This window comes from Mobiluncus curtisii ATCC 43063 (genome assembly GCF_000196535.1).
GTDB lineage: Bacteria > Actinomycetota > Actinomycetes > Actinomycetales > Actinomycetaceae > Mobiluncus > Mobiluncus curtisii.
Map to the genome: position 1 here is coordinate 387,817 of NC_014246.1, position 19,061 is coordinate 406,877.

Sequence of the window (19,061 nt, forward strand, 5' to 3'; positions counted from 1 at the left end):
GCGGGTGAGGTCCACCAAGAGTTTTTAAAGCCTTCCTCCGCGATATTAATGCAGCCAGTATCGTATCGTGACAATGAACTCACCTGAACTGGCTCCGCCTGGTCTAACCACGCGCTCCGATAAGGTTCAAAGCAGCGTGCAGCACTTCGGGGGTAGTCGCCAGGTTCAAACGGAAAGCTTTTTCAAAGCCCGTACCCAAATCCGCACCGTCGTTAACAATTAGACCGCGCTCCTGCAGAGTCCGGGCGGGACAATCTCCGAGAATTCCATCGGTTTCCCACCAGGACAGATAAGTTGCCTCCGGGAGAAACACCCGGAAGTGCTCGCCGTGATTGGTCAGCCAGTTGCGGACAAGTTCCCGATTCTCAACAATCTGAGCCTTGACTTCCCCCAGCCAATTGCGACAGTCACGGAAAGCGCTAATCGTAGCCAGCATTCCCCACGGGGTCGCGCCCGAGGCAAAGACCTGCAGTGGGGTACGTAAACGTTTCCGCAGCGATTCATCAGGAATGATCCATTGTGCGCAGTGCAAACCAGGGATGTTCCACCCTTTTGAGGCGGCGGATGCAGTCACAGTTCGGGAGGCTGCCAAATCGGAATAATTGGCAAAAGGATGAAGCTTCCCGTCCAAGACCAGCGGAGAATGAATCTCATCTGAGAACACTAAAACGTGGGGATTTTGTTCCAAGATAGTGCATAACCCGGACATTTCGTCAGCGTTGACACATTTCCCCACGGGATTCCACGGATTGCACAGGACCAGCAGCCCGCCGCTTTCCGCCGTAGCGAAAGCCTGCGATATACCCTCCAAATTCAGCTGGTATTTACCTGTAGCCGCATCATAGAGAGACGCAACTTGGATGACTTCGTGACCCTGATCCTGGGGCAAAGTCAAAAATGGCATGTATGCCGGGGTAGGCACGACTACCGGAGCCTGGGGAGGAAGGATGCTCACCACGGCTTGCAGCACTGACAAAACATCGGCTGCCACGCCGACCGCATCGGGCTGAATAGTCCAGCCAAACTCATCCGCATAGAACTCGCGCAATGCCTGACCAACCTGCTGAGAAAGACCTACCGGAGTATAACCGGTAACCGTGTCATCTAGGGCAGACTGCAAAGTTGCTCGAACTCCTGGGGCAATCCCAAAGTCCATTTCCGCGACCCACATCCCTAAGGCTCCAGGATGGGCGCTCCATTTCAGGCTGCGCGAATTTTTCAAATCAGTTAAAGACGGTAATGCTATCACGTCTTTATTCTAAGCGGACGAGACCTGCGAGACGATGACTTGCATCACAATCTCAACTCCTAGGCAGACCACTGCGGCGTAAATAAGGACGCAGCCCAGACACATAATGTATCCGGGCCGCGTCCTTTATCCAGATTGAAAGGTCTCATTAAAGACCTCAACCGAGTTTGAGTTGTGGAGAATTACTTAGCCTTTTCGGCAATCTCCACGAGGCGCCAATGCTTAGTCTTGGACAGCGGGCGCGTTTCCATGATGACGACCAAGTCGCCAATACCGGCGAGATTCTGCTCATCATGAACCGTAACCTTCTTGGTCTTACGCATGACCTTGCCGTAAAGCGGGTGCTTCACGCGGTCTTCGAGCTGAACCACGATGGTCTTTTCCATGCGATCGGACACCACGTAGCCGCGGCGCACCTTACGGTGATTGCGTTCGGTCGTTTCGGTGGTCATAGTTTCGTCTGCCATTGATTACTCCTTAACGCTGGGCTCGGTACGAATGCCGAGTTCCCGCTCGCGGTAAATGGTGTAGATGCGGGCGACATCACGGCGAACCGCTTTGATGCGACCGTGGTCTTCGAGCTGACCGGTAGCTTGGGCAAAGCGCAAGTTGAAAAGCTCCTGCTTCGCGTCCTTCAGCTTCATCGCGAGCTGCTCGTTGTCCATGGCATCCAAATCGTTAGGAGCCAGTCCTTTGGAACCTATCATGTTCATTCACCACCCTCTCGGGATACAAAACGGGTCTTGATGGGCAGTTTGTGCTGGGCGCGAGACAGTGCTTCGCGGGCCAGTTCCTCACTGACACCGGCGATTTCGAACAGTACTCGACCGGGCTTCACCGGAGCCACCCACCATTCTGGGGAACCTTTACCTGAACCCATACGAGTTTCGGCAGGTTTCTTGGTCAGCGGACGATCCGGGAAAATATTAATCCAAATCTTGCCACCACGCTTGACGTGACGAGTCACGGCAATACGAGCCGCTTCAATCTGACGGTTAGTCAGATAGGCACTTTCCAGGGCTTGGATACCAAAATCGCCAAAAGCAATCTCGGTGCCACCCTTAGCGTAGCCACGGCGACCCGGACGGTGCTGGCGACGCCACTTAGTACGACGAGGAATCAGCATTGCTTATGCCTCCGTTTCTGTGGTTGCCCCGGCGGCGACAGTCGCGGCTTCGGGGGTTTCATTTACGTTTTCGCTGGGCGCGTTGTCAGCAGGACGATCGGCACGCGGACGGCGATTTCCGGCGTGACGGTCATTGCGACGACCGGTGCGACCAGCCTGTTCAGCCTGCATCCGGTTCCATTCCGTTTCGGTCATGTCGCCCTTGTAGATCCAGACCTTTACGCCGATACGCCCAAAAGTGGTGCGGGCTTCGTAGAAGCCGTAATCGATGTTGGCACGCAGGGTGTGCAGGGGGACGCGACCTTCCCGGTAGAACTCGGAGCGGGACATTTCAGCACCGCCCAAACGACCGGAGCACTGCACACGGATACCCTTAGCACCGCCGCGCTGCGCGGACTGCATTCCTTTACGCATAGCGCGACGGAAAGAGACACGAGCGCTGAGCTGTTCCGCAATAGACTGTGCGACCAGCTGCGCATCCAAATCAGGGTTCTTCACCTCGCGGATGTTCAACTGCACCTGCTTGCCCGTCAGCTTTTCCAGCTGAGCGCGCAAGCGATCCGCTTCTGCGCCACGGCGTCCGATAACGATACCGGGACGAGCTGTGTACAAATCGACAGACACACGATCGCGAGTCCGTTCGATTTCGACCTTGGAAATACCAGCGCGTTCCAGCTTATCTTGCATGAGACGACGAATCTCGACGTCTTCTTTCACGAAGTCACGGTAACGCTGACCGGACTTGGTAGAGTCGGCAAACCAACGGGAACGGTGTTCCGCGGTTACGCCCAGACGGAAACCAGTGGGATGTACTTTCTGACCCATTATTTACTCCGCTCCCTTCTCAGTGCTTTTTGCAGCGGGCTTTTTCGCCGTTGCGCTCTTGGTAGCCGTGGACTTGCTGCTGCTCGACTTGGCTTTGGCAGACTTGGTAGTCGCCGCCTTGGACGTGGCAGACTTCGACGTGCTCGACTTGGTCGTGGACTTCGTCGCGGCAGACTTCTTAGCAGGAGCCTTCTTGGCAGCGCTATCGGTCTTAGGCGTCGATTCTTCCGGCGTCTCTACCGGCTTGGCTGCCTTTTTCGTGACAGCTTCCGCGGCAGCCTTCTTTGCGGCGGACGCTGAAATCCGGTCGGCTTGTGGGCGACGCTGGGACGGCAAGTAAGGAGCAGCAAGTTCCTTCTTGTCTTCGGCATCTCCCACCACGATGGTGAGGTGAGAAGTACGCTTCAAGATACGCGCCCCGCGACCCTGCGCCCGTGCCCGAAAACGCTTCATCGTGGGACCGTCGTTTACATAGGCCTCGACGACGTACATCTCATCAGAGTTAAAAGACGTACCAGCGTTGCGGGCTGCTTGTTCGGCATTAGCCAAGGCAGAAACCAAGGTCTTGCGAATCGGCAAGGCAGGTTTTTGCGGAGCAAACTTCAGCAGGTCAAGTGCCTTGTTGGCTTCCATTCCGCGCACTTCATTCATGATGCGACGAGCCTTTTGCGGAGTCACGCGCACATAGCGGGTATGAGCAATTGCTTTCATGTTCTATCCCTCCCCCGCTTTAGCGGCGACCTTTCTTGTCATCCTTGTCATGACCACGGAAAGTACGAGTCGGAGCGAATTCGCCCAACTTGTGACCGACCATGGACTCAGTGATGAACACCGGCACGTGCTTGCGACCGTCGTGCACCGCGATGGTGTGACCCAGGAAATCTGGGGTAATCATCGAACGACGCGACCAAGTCTTAATAACGTTCTTCGTGTTGGCCTCGTTTTGTGCGTCCACCTTCTTTTGAAGGTGTGCATCAACAAAGGGGCCTTTCTTCAAACTGCGTGGCATAAACAAACTCCCCTATCAGCGATTCTTGCCAGTCTTACGGCGACGGACAATGTACTGATTCGACGCCTTCTTCTTGCTACGAGTACGACCCTCAGGCTTACCCCAGGGGCTCACCGGGTGACGACCACCGGAAGTGCGACCTTCGCCACCACCATGCGGGTGATCAACCGGGTTCATTACCACACCGCGGACCTTCGGACGGCGTCCCAGCCAACGGGAGCGACCAGCCTTGCCCAAGTCGATGTTGGAATGATCGGAGTTGCCGACTTCACCAATAGTGGCGCGGCAACGGGCATCCACGTTGCGGATTTCACCAGACGGCATCCGCAACTGCGCAAAACGACCCTCTTTAGCGACCAGCTGAACAGAAACGCCGGCGGAACGGGCAATCTTGGCGCCGCCGCCCGGACGCATCTCTACCGCATGAATCGTGGTACCCAGCGGGATGTTCTTAAGCGGCAGATTGTTGCCAGGCTTGATATCCGCGGTGGGTCCCTGTTCGATAGAATCACCCTGCTTCAACTTGGACGGAGCCAAGATGTAGCGCTTCTCACCATCGGCATAGTGCAACAGAGCGATGCGAGCCGAACGGTTCGGATCGTATTCAATATGAGCCACCTTGGCGGGAATGCCGTCCTTGTCGTGACGACGGAAGTCAATCAGACGGTACTGGCGCTTGTGACCGCCACCGCGACGACGCGAGGTAACCCGACCTTTATTGTTGCGCCCACCGGTCTTGTGCAGCGGACGAACCAGGGACTTTTCCGGATGATCGCGCGTGATTTCCGCGAAATCTGACACGGAAGAACCGCGACGCCCCGGAGTAGTTGGCTTGTACTTACGAATTCCCATGAGTTATCCCCCTTAGGCCTGCATCCCAAAGACGTCAATCGAGCCCTCTTTGAGGGTGACGATGGCGCGCTTGGTGTCGTTACGCTTGCCCCAGCCAGTACGGGTGCGCACGCGCTTGCCCTCACGGTTCTGGGTGTTGACAGAAGCAACCTTTACCTTAAAGATTTCTTCGATAGCCAGCTTGATTTCAACCTTGTTTGCGTTGGGAGCCACCACGAAGGTGTACTGACCGTGGTCAATCAAGTTGTAGGCTTTTTCGCTGACGACGGGTTTAATAATCACGTCGTGCGGGTTCTTAGTCTTTTCCAGGCTCACTTGTTTTCTCCTTTCCCGAGGAAGGAGTCCAACGCCGTAGCCGAGAACACCACGTCGTCGTTAGCCAACACGTCGTAAGTGTTCAGCTCACCGACGAACAGTGCGTGGTGCTCGCTGAGGTTGTTCACGCTCAATGCCACGACGTCATCAACTTCCGGGGTCAACACAATCAGGGCGCGACGACTATCGACTACCCCCTGCAAAGCTGCCTTCGCAGCCTTGGTGGACGGGGTTTCCTTGACGCCGAAATCGCTCAGCACGTGGATACGCCCAGCACGAGCCCGATCGGATAAAGCCTGACGCAAAGCGGCGGCTTTCATCTTTTTCGGGGTGTTCTGAGAGTAGTCACGGGGCTGCGGACCGTGGACGGTGCCGCCACCGGTAAATTGCGGGGCGCGAATCGAGCCCTGACGCGCCCGACCGGTGCCCTTTTGACGCCACGGCTTCTTGCCGCCGCCGGAAACGTCACCACGAGTCTTGGTGGCGTGAGTCCCCTGACGAGCCGCCGCCAACTGGGCGTTTACGACCTGGTGTACCAAGGGGTTGTTAAAGTCGAGGTCGAAAACCTCTCCGGGCAGCTCGACAGTGCCGGTTTTCTTGCCGACACCATCAAAAATGTCTACGCTGCGGTTTTCAGTCATTGTTAGGCTCCCTTCACAGCAGAGCGGATCATGACGATGCCGCCTTTAGGGCCGGGAATCGCGCCGGTCAAAACGACCAAGCCCTTTTCCGCGTCCACAGCCTGAACCTTCAAGTTCATGATGGTGCGACGGTTACCGCCCATGCGACCAGCCATGTTCAGACCTTTGAACACGCGACCGGGGGTGGCACAAGCACCGATAGAGCCGGGCTTGCGGTGGTTACGGTGCGCACCGTGAGAAGCAGATACGCCCTGGAAACCGTGACGCTTCATCACGCCGGCAAAGCCTTTGCCCTTGGTGTTTCCCGAAACATCCACCAGCGTTCCCGCTTCGAATACTTCCGCGCCGAGTTCCTGACCAAGCTCGTAGGAGCTAGCGTCACCGGTGCGGATTTCTGCGAGGTGGCGACGCGGTTCCACACCGGCCTTGGCGAAGTGACCCGCCATCGGCTTGGTGACCTTGCGTTCGTCCATCTTGCCGAAGCCCAGCTGGACAGCGTCGTAGCCGTCGGTTTCATTGGTACGAATCTGGGTGACGACGTTCTTTTCGACCTGAACCACGGTCACGGGAATCAACTTGCCGTCTTCATCCCAGACCTGGGTCATGCCGAGCTTGCGCCCCAGCAATGCCTTTACAGAGGCCATGGTGTCAGTCATCGTGGTCCTCCTTACAGCTTAATCTCGATATTCACGTCTGCCGGCAGTTCGAGACGCATCAGCGAATCAACTGCGGAAGGCGTGGGGTCAATAATGTCAATCAGACGCTTGTGGGTGCGAACTTCAAATTGCTCCCGGCTGTCTTTGTATTTGTGCGGCGACCGAATCACAACGTAAACGTTCTTTTCGGTCGGCAGGGGCACAGGTCCGACTACGGTAGCGCCAGCACTGGTTACCGTCTCGACAATTTTCTTTGCCGAGGAGTCAATGACCTCATGGTCATAAGACTTCAGCCGAATGCGGATTTTTTGTCCCGCCATGGGCTAACCTCTCTCTAACTGGTTCTTCACCGGTACACGCTTTCGGGTGTGTCGCATTTCTAAACGCAACAACGCTGAAATCTCGCACCGTTGGATTTCCATTTCACCTGACTTTTGCCAGGCAAGTGCGCACTGGGAGGCGTGAACCCGCCTCAAGATGCGCCGAGGAACTAGCTTACACTTATTGGCTCTCCCGTGGCAAATTCTCGAAGCCCAGAAACTGACGGATGCAGCCAAATCGTGGCACCTGGATTCCAGCCCATCAGTAAGCAAGGAATTCCATCGATTTGGTCTTGTAATCGGTAGGCAGCGTCAAAGTAACCTCTAATCGACAATTTGATAGCATCATACGTATTACGCGCCGAATCTAAGTCAGCAGTAACCCATTTCTGGGGCGCACCATTAATATCATTCAAGGGGTACGGTGCTGATTTTACTAAAGGAAAGCGGTTGCACAACGAAACCCAATCATTATAGGAATTAATTTCCAATAGTTTAATAGGGTTACTTTTATCGCGTACCGTATTTACTGCGTGCCATCCCGGAGAGATAATTTGGAATTCATCAGTCAGTATAGGCAGCCAGAGTTGCGAATTTACGTCGTACTTCCCTGGCAGAGTTACTCGATACGGAGGCTTTGCGTCAAAACTCCACCAGTAGGCATCTGCGGTGTCAAAACCGTTATCATCAACAGCTTCCACATAGAAGGCAATTTCTGGCTGCTCATGCTCCCCGGTAAGTAAGCGTTGCACGCGCTTGCCTAGCCGAGAAAATATTTCCCTATTGAGAGCTGAAAATGGTTGAGGCGACAGAGGAAGTTTATAAATCTTTTTCCATCGCCCCCAGGGGTATAAATCAAGAAAATTTTGGAGGAATATAATACCTCGATCATCAGAGATCGTTTCTACCTTGGTCAACGAACGAGAAATATCCTCAAGTAAAGAACTATCTGCCTCGGCGAAACGTTGATAAAAATCGTCGTCCGATAGATACCCCTCCATTTCGATTTCTGAAAACAGCACCCCCAGCAGAGAAAGCGTCAGGAATGTCGCGTCAGACTTCGTTTCGCAAGATTGTCTGTTCAGCTGCACTTAAGACCTTCCGCCGTTGTAGAGCTATACAACGTATGCTTACATCCAAATTTATCAACGATATAATGACTATTGATTGCCCTCCAATCGTGTTTAGTCTGATCAACACACTTCCGAGCGATTCCTTTATTAGTAAAATCCTTCACATTAAGTCTGTAACTGCTATAGGCTGTTGGGTTCCCCCATCCATACCATTCTTTACGAAATATAACAGTGTCCATTTGAATATACTTTGCAACATTATCGCAATGCGTTTCTGGCTTGTTTCCAATGTAATTCTTTTGCATAGATGTGCGTAGGTGTATGTTTTGAGTTGAAGCCGTACATATTCCCTTAGCCGAACGCAATTGTCCATACACATCCGATTGAAAACTTATAGCACTCCCGTCCGCAGGAAGCAATTCAGCTAATTCCAGTTGTTCTTGCTTTGACATAGAACTTACTGGACGATTTTCTACAATAGCTAAACGCAGTTCATTACTTAGCATTTCAACATCTACAGTATTTTTATTTGCCCCCTCACCGTCGTAGGCAACTGCAACGTTCCCAGCCTGTAGCATACAGATACTAAATACAGTTACGAATACAATTTTCTTGAACATTCTCTACCCCTTTCAAGCAGATACTGTCGGAACCTCTACGCTATTCCAGTCCAATACGTACCATGTTCGTACCACATTTGGTGAACCTTCTTAGTGACACTAGGTGAGCACAAAATACCATCGTTGACCCAACGTATCTTTTGACATATCGCTTGATTATCCAGAAGCATCGGGAGGTCTCACTCTATCATCTACAGTGAGATGCAATGCCGATGATACGATTTCCCGTTTAGGACAGCATGGTCCGGTCAGATAGCGCCGCGCCTTTGAACTTGGCGAACTGGGACAGTAGGTCGTCCACAGTCGCGTTTTCCTTGTCTTTCCCGCTCAGTTCCATAATGATTTCGCCCTCGTGCATCATGATGAGGCGGTTGCCCAGGTGCAGAGCTTGTTCCATATTGTGGGTCACCATCAGGGTGGTCAGCCCGTGGCGCGCCACCAGCTCCTGGGTCAAGCGGGTAATCAGCTCGGCACGCGCCGGATCTAAAGCCGCCGTGTGTTCATCGAGCAGCAAAATCTTCGGTTGAGTGAACACTGCCATCACCAAGGACAGTGCTTGACGCTGCCCGCCAGAGAGCAAGCCTACGCGGGCTGTTAGGCGATTTTCCAACCCTTGTTCCAGCACCTTGAGCTCTTCGCGGAACTGTGCTTTGCGTGCCGGAGTTACTCCCAGTCCCAGCCCGTGCCCATGCGTGCGTGCCCAGGCAATTGCCAAGTTCTCTTCAATAGTCAGGTGCGGGCAGGTTCCCGCCATCGGGTCCTGGAACACGCGACCCACGTAACGCGCCACTTTGTAGTCAGGTTTGCGCGTCACATCGTTGCCGTCAATATGTATCTGTCCCAAGTCCGGACGGTAGCGCCCCGAGACGATGTTCAGCAAGGTCGATTTGCCCGCCCCGTTAGAACCGATGATGGTCACGAAGTCGCCTTCATCCAACTGCAGGGAGATGTCACGCAGGGCAATTTTTTCGTTAACAGTGTGACGGAAAAACGCCTTGGAAATATGTGAAAGTTCTAGCATGGCTCACAGTCCTTTCCGTCGCGTCCGTTTGGTAACATGTTTATCCGCCGGGCGGGTATCGCCGGAGTCAAGTTCCTCTGCATCCGCTGTATCCCAGGGCTGCACCCCGGAGAACTCCGCAATGGGATGGTTCTTTTGCCATGAGAGAAACCCCTTCCACCGCGGGGCAATGAGGAACACCACCACGATGACTGCGCTCAACAGTTTCATATCGTTGGGGTTGAATCCCGGAATCATCAAGGCAGCTTGAATAATGACGCGATACACTACCGAACCGCCCACCACTGCCAACACTGCCATCCAAATACGTCCGGTGGGGATGAGCGCGGTGCCGATGATAACTGACGCTAGACCGGCAATAATCAGTCCGATACCCATAGAAATATCCGCAAAGCCTTGATATTGGGCGATGAGGGAACCGGACAGTGCCACCAAGCCGTTGGACAGCGCCAAGCCGACCAGTTTAGCCAAATCTGTGTTCACCCCTTGGGCACGCGCCATTTCTTCGTTATCGCCGGTGGCACGCAAAGCCAACCCCAGATTGGTGGACAGGAACCACACGACTATCCCGCAGGCTACCAGCAAGACCGCCAGCAAAATCGCCACGCTGACCCACGTCCCCACCAGATTCGCCTCGCGCAGTGGTGTAAACAGTGATTCTTCACGTCGGAACGGCAGGTTGGATTTGCCCATAATACGCAGGTTCACTGAATACAAACCAATCTGGGTCAAAATCCCTGCCAGGAGCGGATGAATTTTCCCCGCCGTGTTCAGCAAACCGGTAATAAACCCAGCGATGAGTCCCACCGCGAATCCTGCCAAAGTTCCCAGCCAGGGGCTACCCCCGCCCAGAATGACTACCGCACAGGCAGCCGCTCCGGTGGTAAAACTCGAGTCAATCGTCAAATCGGCGAAATCGAGGATTCTAAATGTGAGGTACACCCCCAAGGCCATCAGCCCATAAATCAGGCCGAGTTCCACCGCACCAATCATGTTTTCTCAAATCCTTACATGTATTCAAAAGGTTCCCCGGTTACGTTTTCGGGGTCGCTTATCCACTCATTAAACACGAGGCTGACACTCCAGCCAAAATAGCGCCCCAAAATACCGCGTCTTTCAACGCCGCAAAAGCCCACCCCGCTTTCTAGCTGGATGGGCTTTTGTCTATAGATATTGGTTACTTGATAGTTTTATCGGCTTTAGCCAACAGTTCGTCAGAAAGAGGGTGTCCCTGTTTTTTGGCAGCCTCGGGGTTCACCACCAGCTGTGGTTTCTTTTGAGACTCTACCGGCATAGTTTTCGGCTGGACCTCACCTTTCAGAATTTTTACTGCCATTTCCCCGGTCTGGTGACCCAGTTCCCGGTAATCCAGACCCAGGGTCAAAGCTGCCCCGTTTTCAACTGAGCTGGTATCCCCCGTCACCGTGAGAATGCCTTTTTCCTCTGCCACTTGCAGCACGGAATCCAAAGCAGCTATCACAGTATTATCGGTAGGAATATAAATGGCGTCTACCCCGGTGAGGGTTTGCGCAGCCTGTTGGACTTCAGCAGTGTTGGTGATGGTTTTTTCCACTACTTCCAGCCCTTGTTTCTTGGCTTCAGCTTTCGCCATTTTGACTTGCACTTGGGAGTTTACCTCTCCTGAGGAATAGATAACGCCAATCTTGTGAGCATCCGGAATCACCTGTTTGACCAAGTCAATCTGTTGAGCCACCGGATTCATATCCGTAGTGCCGGTCACGTTGTAACCCGGCGCTTCGTTAGACTTGACCAGCTCCGCTGTCACCGGGTCTGTCACCGCGGTAAACAGCACCGGAACATCGACCACGTTCTGAGCAATGGACTGAGCCATAGGCGTGGCAATAGCGAACACCAAATCGTAATCGCCGGAGGCATACTTGGAAGCAATGGAGTTTACGTTGGTCTGATCCCCTTGCGCGTTAGAAACGTCATAGGAAACATCCAGTCCCGCCTGTTGCACCGCGTCCTTAAACCCGGCTACTGCCTCGTCCAAGGGCGGGAAACTGGCGTACTGGGCTATGGCGACCTTGTATCCGCCATCACTACCGGCAGCACCTCCCTTGGCACCGTCTGAAGACGAACAACTCGCCAGCGCCAACGCGGCTACACCGACAAATATTGAGACAATTATTCTACGCATCAGGAAAATCCTTCGTTTGGGTGAATATTGAAACTCACCATAACGCCATTCATGTTTTGAAAACAACTTGTCTCATATAGCGAACGGAGATGCGATGGACAGCACCTGGTCTAAATACGGAAAATTACACCGGACCGACAAACCGATCACGAATCCACCGGAGGATAGCCCTGATTCCGTCTGCGACCACTGTGTCAGTCACGTTACGCGACAGCCAAGAATAGAAACCCATAAACCAGAAAGTCAGGCGTTCAGTCCAGTTTCCAGAACGCCAATCCTTGGGCACCCAAGAGATGCTCTTTAAACGCGTAGCTGAAAAAACCTGGGTGTACTGCAAAATCGCTTCCAGACCGTGACGTATCCCCTGCCCACTTTCGCCTTTACCCTGAATCGGTGCCCTCCACGACATATCCATCGAGAAATACGTGTCATTGACGCTAACCGTGGCAAACTCAGCATTGTTAATCAGGTTCCGCACGAAATCGATATCACGGGTAAAGACAGAGGCAGAGTCAATCACCCGGGACCCCGTCACCAAACGAACCACACTTGTGATGCCCTCAAATGGCAACAGCGCCACCAAGGGACCGTACACTTCCGTCTCTAAGAGGTCCAAATCGTAAGGCAAATTCGACAGTATGGTCGGTTCAAAGAAAGTCGGGCTAATCTCCGGACGCGGGTGAGACCCCATCAGCACCCGAGCACCGTTATCGAGAGCAAGTTTCACCACTTTCTCGCATTTCTTAACCCGACTGGGATACATCAGGGAGCCCATAGTGGCGTGTCGGTCCGTGAATCGACCCACTCGAATCTGTTCCTGGGTGTATTGGAGCATCATCTGTTCGAAGGGTTCTCGCACTGATTCATGTACGAAAATAATCTCGACAGAATTTATAGATTGTCCGGCATTGAGGAAAGCCGAACGGGCACAGGCTTTCGCCGCATCCCACAGTTTCGCGTCATCCATCACCAACGCAATATTCTTAATCCCGCCAAAGCACGATACAGGGACCGAATGGCGCGCACACTCCATCGAAATCTGTTGACACATCCGGTTCGATCCGATAGCTGCAACGTAGTCCAGAGCCGGGATGAACTTCATCCCAAACTGTGAAGAATCCGAGACCACGACACGCCACGCGTCTTCGGGCATACCGGCATCCACCAACATTGCTTTCATCAGCAGAGATCCCAGAGCTGCCTGGGGGGTCACAAAGTTGACAACCGCGTTACCTGCCATGAGAGGATTCAGGATGTCGCAGACCATCGAGGTTGGATTGTCTGCAGAAGTGAACATCCCCACTACTCCTACCGGCCTGTACCAAACCCGGTAGGTGGACCGGGGGACAGTACCCGCACCTCGACGCGGTTTCCACAGATACTTGAGATTTCGTTTAATGCCTCGCACCTGGGTAATCATGTAGAAATATTCCGCGGAGGCATCCAGCCAGGATTTGCCACTCAACAGCTGATTGAGACCGATAATTGGTCCGTAATGACGCACCACCTGTTTCAAAAAACGATATAGGATACGCGAACGCGCGTAAAACCCCTCTTGTGACCACTGATCACTCACGGCATGAGCCCGGAGTACAGATTGTTCCCCTTCGGAAAAGGTGGAGCAATGGATAGTTCCAAATGGTTCCCACGTCTGGACGTTGTAAACCGGGGTCTCAGCGCCACTCTCACTACGCCCAGCATCCAGCAGGGCTTGTACGAACTTGTCATTAATGCCCTTGGGGTATTCCATGTCTCCTCCTTTCTGTTGTAGTCTACTGCCTCGTTTGTCGAGCTAGTCCCCAAATCGTTGCTATGCGGGGCACGATGAGACAAAAGCGGTTCTAAACTGGACCGTGAATTCGATTCTTAATGTGGTGCCACATATTGCGCCAGGCATAGGCAATCGCTGTGTCGGTGAACAGAATCGAAGCAATCACCGCGGCGCGACTGGAGAAAAAGCTCCATCGTTCCATCCTGTTACCGGGCTGTAGGTCGTTTGAGATCCAGGGATGACCTTCTTGTCTGGTCACGGATTGCACGCGGGAATACTGCAAAATTGACTCCGCCCCATGACGGATTCCAGAACCGGTGTTCTTGATACCTTGAATCGGAGCGTTCCATGTCGAGTACAGACTCATGTAGGAATCGTTAATGACTACCGCCGCGCCGTCAACCGCGTGGACAAAATCACGCATCGTAGACTCGGATTCGGTAAACAGATAGGTACAGTAACTGTGTCGTGAAGTCCCTAAGTAACGTGATACTTCCGCGAGATCCTGGAAAGGTTGCAGATAGATGATCGGTCCGTGCACTTCGCTCTCAAAAAGCGCGGCATCTTGTGGCACTCTGGAGAGGATGGTCGGTTCAAAGAAAGACGGTCCCAATTCCGGGACAGCATAGCCCCCGAGCACCAGCTCGGCTCCTCGCTGGACCGCATCGTCCACCAGCTCTTGCATTCTCTGTATCCGCTGAGGGGTCAACATCGGTCCCATAGTAGTGTCAGCGGAATCCAGAGAACCAATGGTGACCTGGTCAGACACAAAATCTTTCAAAGCTAGTTTAAAGTAATCAAAAATAGACTCCTGTACCCAGATGATTTCGGCTCCGTTCACGGACTGCCCTGCGAATTGGAAACCGGCACGTGCCATTGCCCGAACCGCATGATCAAAACGACAGTCTTCGCTAATCACCCCGACATTGTGCACTTGGAGGAAACCTTTGAAAGGAACCTTGTATTCCTGACAAACTCGTGAAATCCTGCGTCCCAGTTTTTCTGAGCCTAAAACTGACACCATATCCAAACCGGGAATTACCGAACGACCTGCTTTGGAAGTCGTATCCGGAATGATTTTCCACAAGCCATAAGGCATCCCTGCATCCACCAGCATGGCGTGCATCAATACGGCACCCAAAGCGGCTTGGGGAGTCACAAAATTGACTACAGCATTGCCTGCCGCAATCGCCTGGAGGACATCGTTAACTGAAGAAAGCGGCCACTCTGGTGACGTAAAAATTCCCACGGTGCCCAAGGGCCGCTGGTAGACCCGCCACCGCGAACCTGGCAGCACTCCCCTACCAGCTCGCCGTTTACCTAAACGGCGGCTGCTATATTTAATATTTCGCGCAGTGGACAAAACATCTAGAAATTCCTCATGGGAGTCAATCAATGATTTGCCGCTGAGCATTTGCGACAGGGCGACCATTTCATTTTGAAACTTCCACACTAACTGGGAAAAGCGAGCTAAGACCTTGGCACGTCCAAAGGACCCCATCTCCGTCCAGACCACCTGGGCAGCCTGCACTGTCATCAGCGATTCTTGGGCATCTTCGGGAGAAGCCGTAGCTACCCTAGTCAGCAGTCGTCCCGATTCCACATCGACCACGTCTTTGCGGGGGCCGTGCATCCAGGACAAAAATTCTGCCAAGGTAGCAAAGAATCTGTCGTCCAAGACACCAGAACGCACCGCGACCCCTCTCTGCCTGTCGATGGAAAGTTACAAAAAACAGCTCCACCAATTATAGCTAAGGTGGGAAGCTATTATGGGCTTTGACGGATTCTTTAAGTTAATAGCAGGATGGGCAGGAAACTACGTTTCCTGCCCATCGCTGTGTAATCTACCGTAGGTAATTACGCAATAATCTTGGTCACCTTACCGGAACCAACGGTACGACCGCCTTCACGAATAGCGAAGCCGAGACCTTCCTCCATAGCGATAGGCTGAATCAGCTCAACGCTAATTTCGGTGGTGTCGCCAGGCATAACCATTTCGGTGCCTTCGGGCAGGTGAATAACACCGGTCACGTCGGTGGTGCGGAAGAAGAACTGCGGGCGGTAGCCGTCGTAGAACGACTTGTGACGTCCACCTTCGTCCTTCTTCAAGATGTAGACCTTGCCCTCGAACTTGGTGTGCGGGGTCACGGAGCCAGGAATGCAGACAACCTGACCGCGCTCAACGTCCTCACGCTTGGTGCCACGCAGCAACAGACCACAGTTCTCGCCGGCGTAGGCTTCGTCCATGGACTTGTGGAACATTTCGATACCGGTAACGGTGGTCTTTTGCGTAGGACGAATACCTACGATTTCCACTTCGGCGTTCAACGGTAGCTTGCCGCGTTCCACACGACCGGTCACTACGGTACCGCGACCAGTAATGGTGAAGACGTCTTCGATAGGCATCAAGAACGGCTTGTCGAGGTCACGAACAGGCTCAGGAATGTAGGTATCGACCGCTTCCATGAGCTCTTCAATCTTCTTGGTCCACTCGGGGTCGCCTTCCAGGGCCTTCAGAGCGGAAACGTGGATAATCGGGCAGTCACGATCGAAGCCCTGCTTCTCCAGGTCATCGCGGATTTCGTCCTCGACGATTTCGAGCATGTCTTCGTCCACATCGGAAGAATCGCACTTGTTCAGAGCGACCAGGATGGAGGGCACGCCAACCTGCTTAGCCAACAGGATGTGTTCCTTGGTCTGAGCCATCGGACCGTCAGTAGCAGCCACCACGAGGATAGCGCCGTCCATCTGCGCCGCGCCGGTAATCATGTTCTTGATGTAGTCGGCGTGACCGGGGGCGTCCACGTGAGCGTAGTGACGGTTGGGGGTTTCGTATTCAACGTGAGAAACGTTGATGGTGATGCCGCGCTGACGTTCCTCGGGAGCGTTATCCACCTGATCGAAGGGGGTGAACTTGTTTGCGGGCAAATCCGGATACTTATCAGCCAACACCTTGGTGATAGCTGCAGTCAGAGTAGTCTTGCCGTGGTCAACGTGACCAATGGTGCCGACGTTAACGTGCGGCTTGTCATGAGTATAAGTGCCTTGTGCCACTTCTTTCTTTCCTCCTGGATTTAGGTAGTTTTGCTCCGTAATAAATAAGCAGATGTCAGATTACCACTATCTTACGGATTTTCCTACCTGAGTTTTTCTTGATTTCTTCTTCTTGCGGATATTGTGAGTTTTCCCAAGAGTGTCCCCGGCTCTTGTCGAGACGTACCCGGCGAACGTTCCGGGAACACTCTGAAAAGGGAAAATAACCCTTATGCACCGCGGTTATTGGCGATGATTTCTTCGGAAACCGAACGCGGAACCTCGGCGTAGGAATCGAACTGCATGGTGAACACCGCGCGTCCCTGCGTCTTGGAACGCAGGTCACCGATGTAACCAAACATTTCTGACAGCGGCACCTTGGCGCGAATAACCTTCACGCCCTGGCCGTCGTTCATGGAAGCAATGTTGCCGCGGCGGGAATTCAGGTCGCCGATGACGTCGCCCATGTATTCCTCGGGGGTGCGAACTTCCACATCCATGATGGGTTCCAAGATGACGGGGTTCGCCTTCTTGGCGCCTTCCTTGAACACCATGTTGCCGGCAATCTTGAAAGCCATTTCCGACGAGTCAACTTCGTGGTAAGCGCCGTCTTCCAGCGTTGCCTTCACGTCCACCATCGGGTATCCAGCCAGCACGCCGGATTCCATAGCTTCCTGGATGCCTGCGTCAACGGAAGGAATGTATTCGCGTGGAACACGACCCCCGGTGACCTTGTCTTCAAAGGCATAAGTCTTGCCTTCGGCACGTTCTTCTTCGCTCAGCGGCTCGAATGTCACCAGCACCTTAGCGAACTGACCGGAACCACCGGTCTGTTTCTTGTGGGTGTATTCGACCTTCTCGACCTTCTTCTTGATGGTCTCGCGGTAAGCCACCATGGGCTTGCCCACGTTAGCTTCGACTTTAAACTCGCGCTTCATCCGGTCCACGATGATGTCCAAGTGCAACTCACCCATACCGCCAATAACGGTCTGACCGGTTTCCTCGTCCAAACGCACGGTGAAGGTCGGATCTTCTTCTGCCAGTTTCTGGATAGCAGTACCCATCTTTTCCTGGTCAGCCTTTGACTTCGGCTCCACTGCCACGTGAATCACGGGGTCGGGGAAGGTCATGGATTCCAGCACAATCGGCTTATCAATGGCACACAGGGTGTCACCGGTGGTGGTTTCCTTCAGACCGATAAAGGCGTAGATGTGACCAGCGTGTGCAACTTCCACCGGATTCTCGTGGTTGGAGTGCATCTGGAACAGCTTGCCCACACGCTCTTTCTTGCCCTTAGTGGAGTTGTAAATCTGGGTGCCCTGTTCGGCTTTACCAGAGTAAACACGCACGTAGGTCAGTTTGCCATAGAACGGGTGCACCGCCACCTTGAAAGCCAGGGCGGCAAAAGGCTCATTCTCGTCAGGCTTGCGGGATTCGGTTTCGCCGTCCTCTTCGTGACCGGGACGGAAACCACGAACCTCCTCGACGTCCAACGGGCAGGGCAGATAGTCGATAACCCCGTCCAAGCAAGGCTGCACGCCCTTGTTCTTGAAAGCGGAGCCACCGTAGACCGGGTAAATTTCGGAACGGATGGTACGCGCCCGGATTCCCTGCTTGATTTGGTCAACGCTCAGCTCACCGTTCTCAAGGTAGGTTTCCATCAGCTCATCGCTGGCTTCAGCAGCCTCTTCGGTAGCGGTTTCGAGATACTTTGCGGCCTTTTCCTGGTATTCTGCGGGAATGTCTTTGTATTCGACAATGGCGCCCTTGGTATCGTTGCCATCAGCGTCTTTCTCGGGGAAGTACACGGCTTGCTGACGCAAAACGTCGACTACACCGACAAAGTCGGATTCGGCACCCATCGGGAAAGTCATCACGACCGGGCGAGCGCCCAAGCGGTCAATGATGGTCTGAACCGAGAAATCAAAGTCAGCGCCCAGCTTGTCCATCTTGTTGATGAAGCAGATACGCGGCACGTTGTACTTGTCAGCTTGGCGCCACACGGTTTCGGACTGCGGCTCCACGCCTTCCTTACCGTCGAACACTGCTACCGCGCCGTCCAGAACACGCAGGGAACGTTCCACCTCAACGGTGAAGTCCACGTGTCCGGGAGTGTCGATGATGTTGATTTGATGTTTGTTCCAGAAACAGGTGGTAGCCGCGGAGGTAATGGTGATACCGCGCTCTTGTTCCTGTTCCATCCAGTCCATAGTCGAAGCGCCATCGTGAGTTTCACCGATTTTGTAGTTAATTCCGGTGTAGAACAGGATGCGTTCCGTCGTGGTCGTCTTACCGGCATCAATGTGTGCCATGATGCCAATGTTGCGGACCTTCTTAAGGTCAGTTAGCACGTCAAGTGCCACGGGCATGTCCCTTCGTTAGTGTTTGT

At 53.5% G+C, this 19,061-nt stretch carries 21 protein-coding genes; all 21 read right to left on the reverse strand.

The features are described 5' to 3' along the window. Window positions 1-103 precede the first annotated feature (103 nt). On the reverse strand, window positions 104-1,249 hold the full coding sequence (locus HMPREF0573_RS01630) for a MalY/PatB family protein (protein WP_236589531.1): 1,146 nt from the start codon (window positions 1,247-1,249) through the stop codon (window positions 104-106). A gap of 182 nt (window positions 1,250-1,431) precedes the next feature. Beyond that, window positions 1,432-1,716, reverse strand: a complete 285-nt coding sequence (rpsQ, locus tag HMPREF0573_RS01635; protein ID WP_004008341.1) for a 30S ribosomal protein S17 — start codon at window positions 1,714-1,716, stop codon at window positions 1,432-1,434. A gap of 3 nt (window positions 1,717-1,719) precedes the next feature. Beyond that, window positions 1,720-1,962 (reverse strand): 50S ribosomal protein L29, encoded by a 243-nt coding sequence (rpmC, locus tag HMPREF0573_RS01640; protein WP_004008342.1) that lies wholly within the window; start codon window positions 1,960-1,962, stop codon window positions 1,720-1,722. Beyond that, a complete protein-coding gene (gene rplP, locus HMPREF0573_RS01645; RefSeq protein ID WP_004008343.1) occupies window positions 1,959-2,375 on the reverse strand; it encodes a 50S ribosomal protein L16 in 417 nt (138 codons plus the stop codon). The genes rpmC and rplP overlap by 4 nt, the downstream gene beginning before the upstream one ends. A 3-nt stretch (window positions 2,376-2,378) precedes the next feature. Beyond that, window positions 2,379-3,200, reverse strand: a complete 822-nt coding sequence (gene rpsC, locus HMPREF0573_RS01650) for a 30S ribosomal protein S3 (protein WP_004008344.1) — start codon at window positions 3,198-3,200, stop codon at window positions 2,379-2,381. A gap of 3 nt (window positions 3,201-3,203) precedes the next feature. Continuing rightward, complete coding sequence (gene rplV, locus HMPREF0573_RS01655) at window positions 3,204-3,911, reverse strand: 50S ribosomal protein L22 (protein ID WP_013188715.1); 708 nt, start codon at window positions 3,909-3,911, stop codon at window positions 3,204-3,206. 19 nt (window positions 3,912-3,930) lie between these two features. After that, window positions 3,931-4,209 (reverse strand): 30S ribosomal protein S19, encoded by a 279-nt coding sequence (rpsS, locus tag HMPREF0573_RS01660; RefSeq protein WP_004008346.1) that lies wholly within the window; start codon window positions 4,207-4,209, stop codon window positions 3,931-3,933. 15 nt (window positions 4,210-4,224) lie between these two features. Further along, the gene (gene rplB / locus HMPREF0573_RS01665) at window positions 4,225-5,061 is read right to left on the reverse strand and encodes a 50S ribosomal protein L2 (protein ID WP_004008347.1); all 837 of its coding nucleotides are present in this window, start codon (window positions 5,059-5,061) and stop codon (window positions 4,225-4,227) included. 12 nt (window positions 5,062-5,073) lie between these two features. Then, window positions 5,074-5,376: a 50S ribosomal protein L23 gene (gene rplW / locus HMPREF0573_RS01670; RefSeq protein ID WP_004008348.1), complete on the reverse strand. Its 303-nt coding sequence runs from the start codon at window positions 5,374-5,376 to the stop codon at window positions 5,074-5,076. Continuing rightward, on the reverse strand, window positions 5,373-6,017 hold the full coding sequence (rplD, locus tag HMPREF0573_RS01675) for a 50S ribosomal protein L4 (RefSeq protein ID WP_004010312.1): 645 nt from the start codon (window positions 6,015-6,017) through the stop codon (window positions 5,373-5,375). The genes rplW and rplD overlap by 4 nt, the downstream gene beginning before the upstream one ends. A 2-nt stretch (window positions 6,018-6,019) precedes the next feature. After that, window positions 6,020-6,673, reverse strand: a complete 654-nt coding sequence (rplC, locus tag HMPREF0573_RS01680; protein WP_004008350.1) for a 50S ribosomal protein L3 — start codon at window positions 6,671-6,673, stop codon at window positions 6,020-6,022. Window positions 6,674-6,684: 11 nt separating this feature from the next. Then, the gene (gene rpsJ, locus HMPREF0573_RS01685) at window positions 6,685-6,993 is read right to left on the reverse strand and encodes a 30S ribosomal protein S10 (protein WP_004008351.1); all 309 of its coding nucleotides are present in this window, start codon (window positions 6,991-6,993) and stop codon (window positions 6,685-6,687) included. A 170-nt stretch (window positions 6,994-7,163) separates the two neighbouring features. Continuing rightward, window positions 7,164-8,084: a hypothetical protein gene (locus HMPREF0573_RS01690; RefSeq protein ID WP_004008352.1), complete on the reverse strand. Its 921-nt coding sequence runs from the start codon at window positions 8,082-8,084 to the stop codon at window positions 7,164-7,166. Further along, window positions 8,075-8,686, reverse strand: a complete 612-nt coding sequence (locus HMPREF0573_RS01695; protein ID WP_013188716.1) for a hypothetical protein — start codon at window positions 8,684-8,686, stop codon at window positions 8,075-8,077. Before HMPREF0573_RS01695 ends, HMPREF0573_RS01690 begins: the two co-directional genes overlap by 10 nt. A gap of 229 nt (window positions 8,687-8,915) precedes the next feature. Further along, window positions 8,916-9,707, reverse strand: coding sequence for an ABC transporter ATP-binding protein (locus tag HMPREF0573_RS01700; protein WP_004010311.1), 792 nt, complete (start codon window positions 9,705-9,707; stop codon window positions 8,916-8,918). Between the two features lie 3 nt (window positions 9,708-9,710). Further along, window positions 9,711-10,700 (reverse strand): ABC transporter permease, encoded by a 990-nt coding sequence (locus HMPREF0573_RS01705; protein ID WP_004008355.1) that lies wholly within the window; start codon window positions 10,698-10,700, stop codon window positions 9,711-9,713. A gap of 184 nt (window positions 10,701-10,884) precedes the next feature. Next, the gene (locus HMPREF0573_RS01710) at window positions 10,885-11,868 is read right to left on the reverse strand and encodes an ABC transporter substrate-binding protein (RefSeq protein ID WP_013188717.1); all 984 of its coding nucleotides are present in this window, start codon (window positions 11,866-11,868) and stop codon (window positions 10,885-10,887) included. 124 nt (window positions 11,869-11,992) lie between these two features. Then, window positions 11,993-13,618, reverse strand: a complete 1,626-nt coding sequence (locus HMPREF0573_RS01715) for an aldehyde dehydrogenase family protein (protein ID WP_013188718.1) — start codon at window positions 13,616-13,618, stop codon at window positions 11,993-11,995. Window positions 13,619-13,709: 91 nt separating this feature from the next. Beyond that, window positions 13,710-15,317 (reverse strand): aldehyde dehydrogenase family protein, encoded by a 1,608-nt coding sequence (locus HMPREF0573_RS01720; protein WP_041798122.1) that lies wholly within the window; start codon window positions 15,315-15,317, stop codon window positions 13,710-13,712. A 179-nt stretch (window positions 15,318-15,496) separates the two neighbouring features. Then, window positions 15,497-16,693 carry an elongation factor Tu gene (tuf, locus tag HMPREF0573_RS01725; protein ID WP_004008360.1) on the reverse strand — a complete coding sequence of 399 codons (1,197 nt, stop codon included), beginning with the start codon at window positions 16,691-16,693 and terminating at the stop codon, window positions 15,497-15,499. Window positions 16,694-16,902: 209 nt separating this feature from the next. Then, window positions 16,903-19,035: an elongation factor G gene (gene fusA, locus HMPREF0573_RS01730; protein WP_036324454.1), complete on the reverse strand. Its 2,133-nt coding sequence runs from the start codon at window positions 19,033-19,035 to the stop codon at window positions 16,903-16,905. Between the last annotated feature and the right edge of the window lie 26 nt (window positions 19,036-19,061).

Excerpts from the sequence above, each read along its gene's own strand:
- rpsQ (WP_004008341.1), bottom strand. The coding sequence starts at position 1,716 with ATGGCAGACGAAACTATGACCACCGAAACGACCGAACGCAATCACCGT.
- rpmC (WP_004008342.1), bottom strand. The coding sequence starts at position 1,962 with ATGAACATGATAGGTTCCAAAGGACTGGCTCCTAACGATTTGGATGCC.
- rplP (WP_004008343.1), bottom strand. The coding sequence starts at position 2,375 with ATGCTGATTCCTCGTCGTACTAAGTGGCGTCGCCAGCACCGTCCGGGT.
- rpsC (WP_004008344.1), bottom strand. The coding sequence starts at position 3,200 with ATGGGTCAGAAAGTACATCCCACTGGTTTCCGTCTGGGCGTAACCGCG.
- rplV (WP_013188715.1), bottom strand. The coding sequence starts at position 3,911 with ATGAAAGCAATTGCTCATACCCGCTATGTGCGCGTGACTCCGCAAAAG.
- rpsS (WP_004008346.1), bottom strand. The coding sequence starts at position 4,209 with ATGCCACGCAGTTTGAAGAAAGGCCCCTTTGTTGATGCACACCTTCAA.
- rplB (WP_004008347.1), bottom strand. The coding sequence starts at position 5,061 with ATGGGAATTCGTAAGTACAAGCCAACTACTCCGGGGCGTCGCGGTTCT.
- rplD (WP_004010312.1), bottom strand. The coding sequence starts at position 6,017 with ATGACTGAAAACCGCAGCGTAGACATTTTTGATGGTGTCGGCAAGAAA.
- rplC (WP_004008350.1), bottom strand. The coding sequence starts at position 6,673 with ATGACTGACACCATGGCCTCTGTAAAGGCATTGCTGGGGCGCAAGCTC.
- rpsJ (WP_004008351.1), bottom strand. The coding sequence starts at position 6,993 with ATGGCGGGACAAAAAATCCGCATTCGGCTGAAGTCTTATGACCATGAG.
- HMPREF0573_RS01695 (WP_013188716.1), bottom strand. The coding sequence starts at position 8,686 with ATGTTCAAGAAAATTGTATTCGTAACTGTATTTAGTATCTGTATGCTA.
- HMPREF0573_RS01700 (WP_004010311.1), bottom strand. The coding sequence starts at position 9,707 with ATGCTAGAACTTTCACATATTTCCAAGGCGTTTTTCCGTCACACTGTT.
- HMPREF0573_RS01705 (WP_004008355.1), bottom strand. The coding sequence starts at position 10,700 with ATGATTGGTGCGGTGGAACTCGGCCTGATTTATGGGCTGATGGCCTTG.
- HMPREF0573_RS01710 (WP_013188717.1), bottom strand. The coding sequence starts at position 11,868 with ATGCGTAGAATAATTGTCTCAATATTTGTCGGTGTAGCCGCGTTGGCG.
- HMPREF0573_RS01715 (WP_013188718.1), bottom strand. The coding sequence starts at position 13,618 with ATGGAATACCCCAAGGGCATTAATGACAAGTTCGTACAAGCCCTGCTG.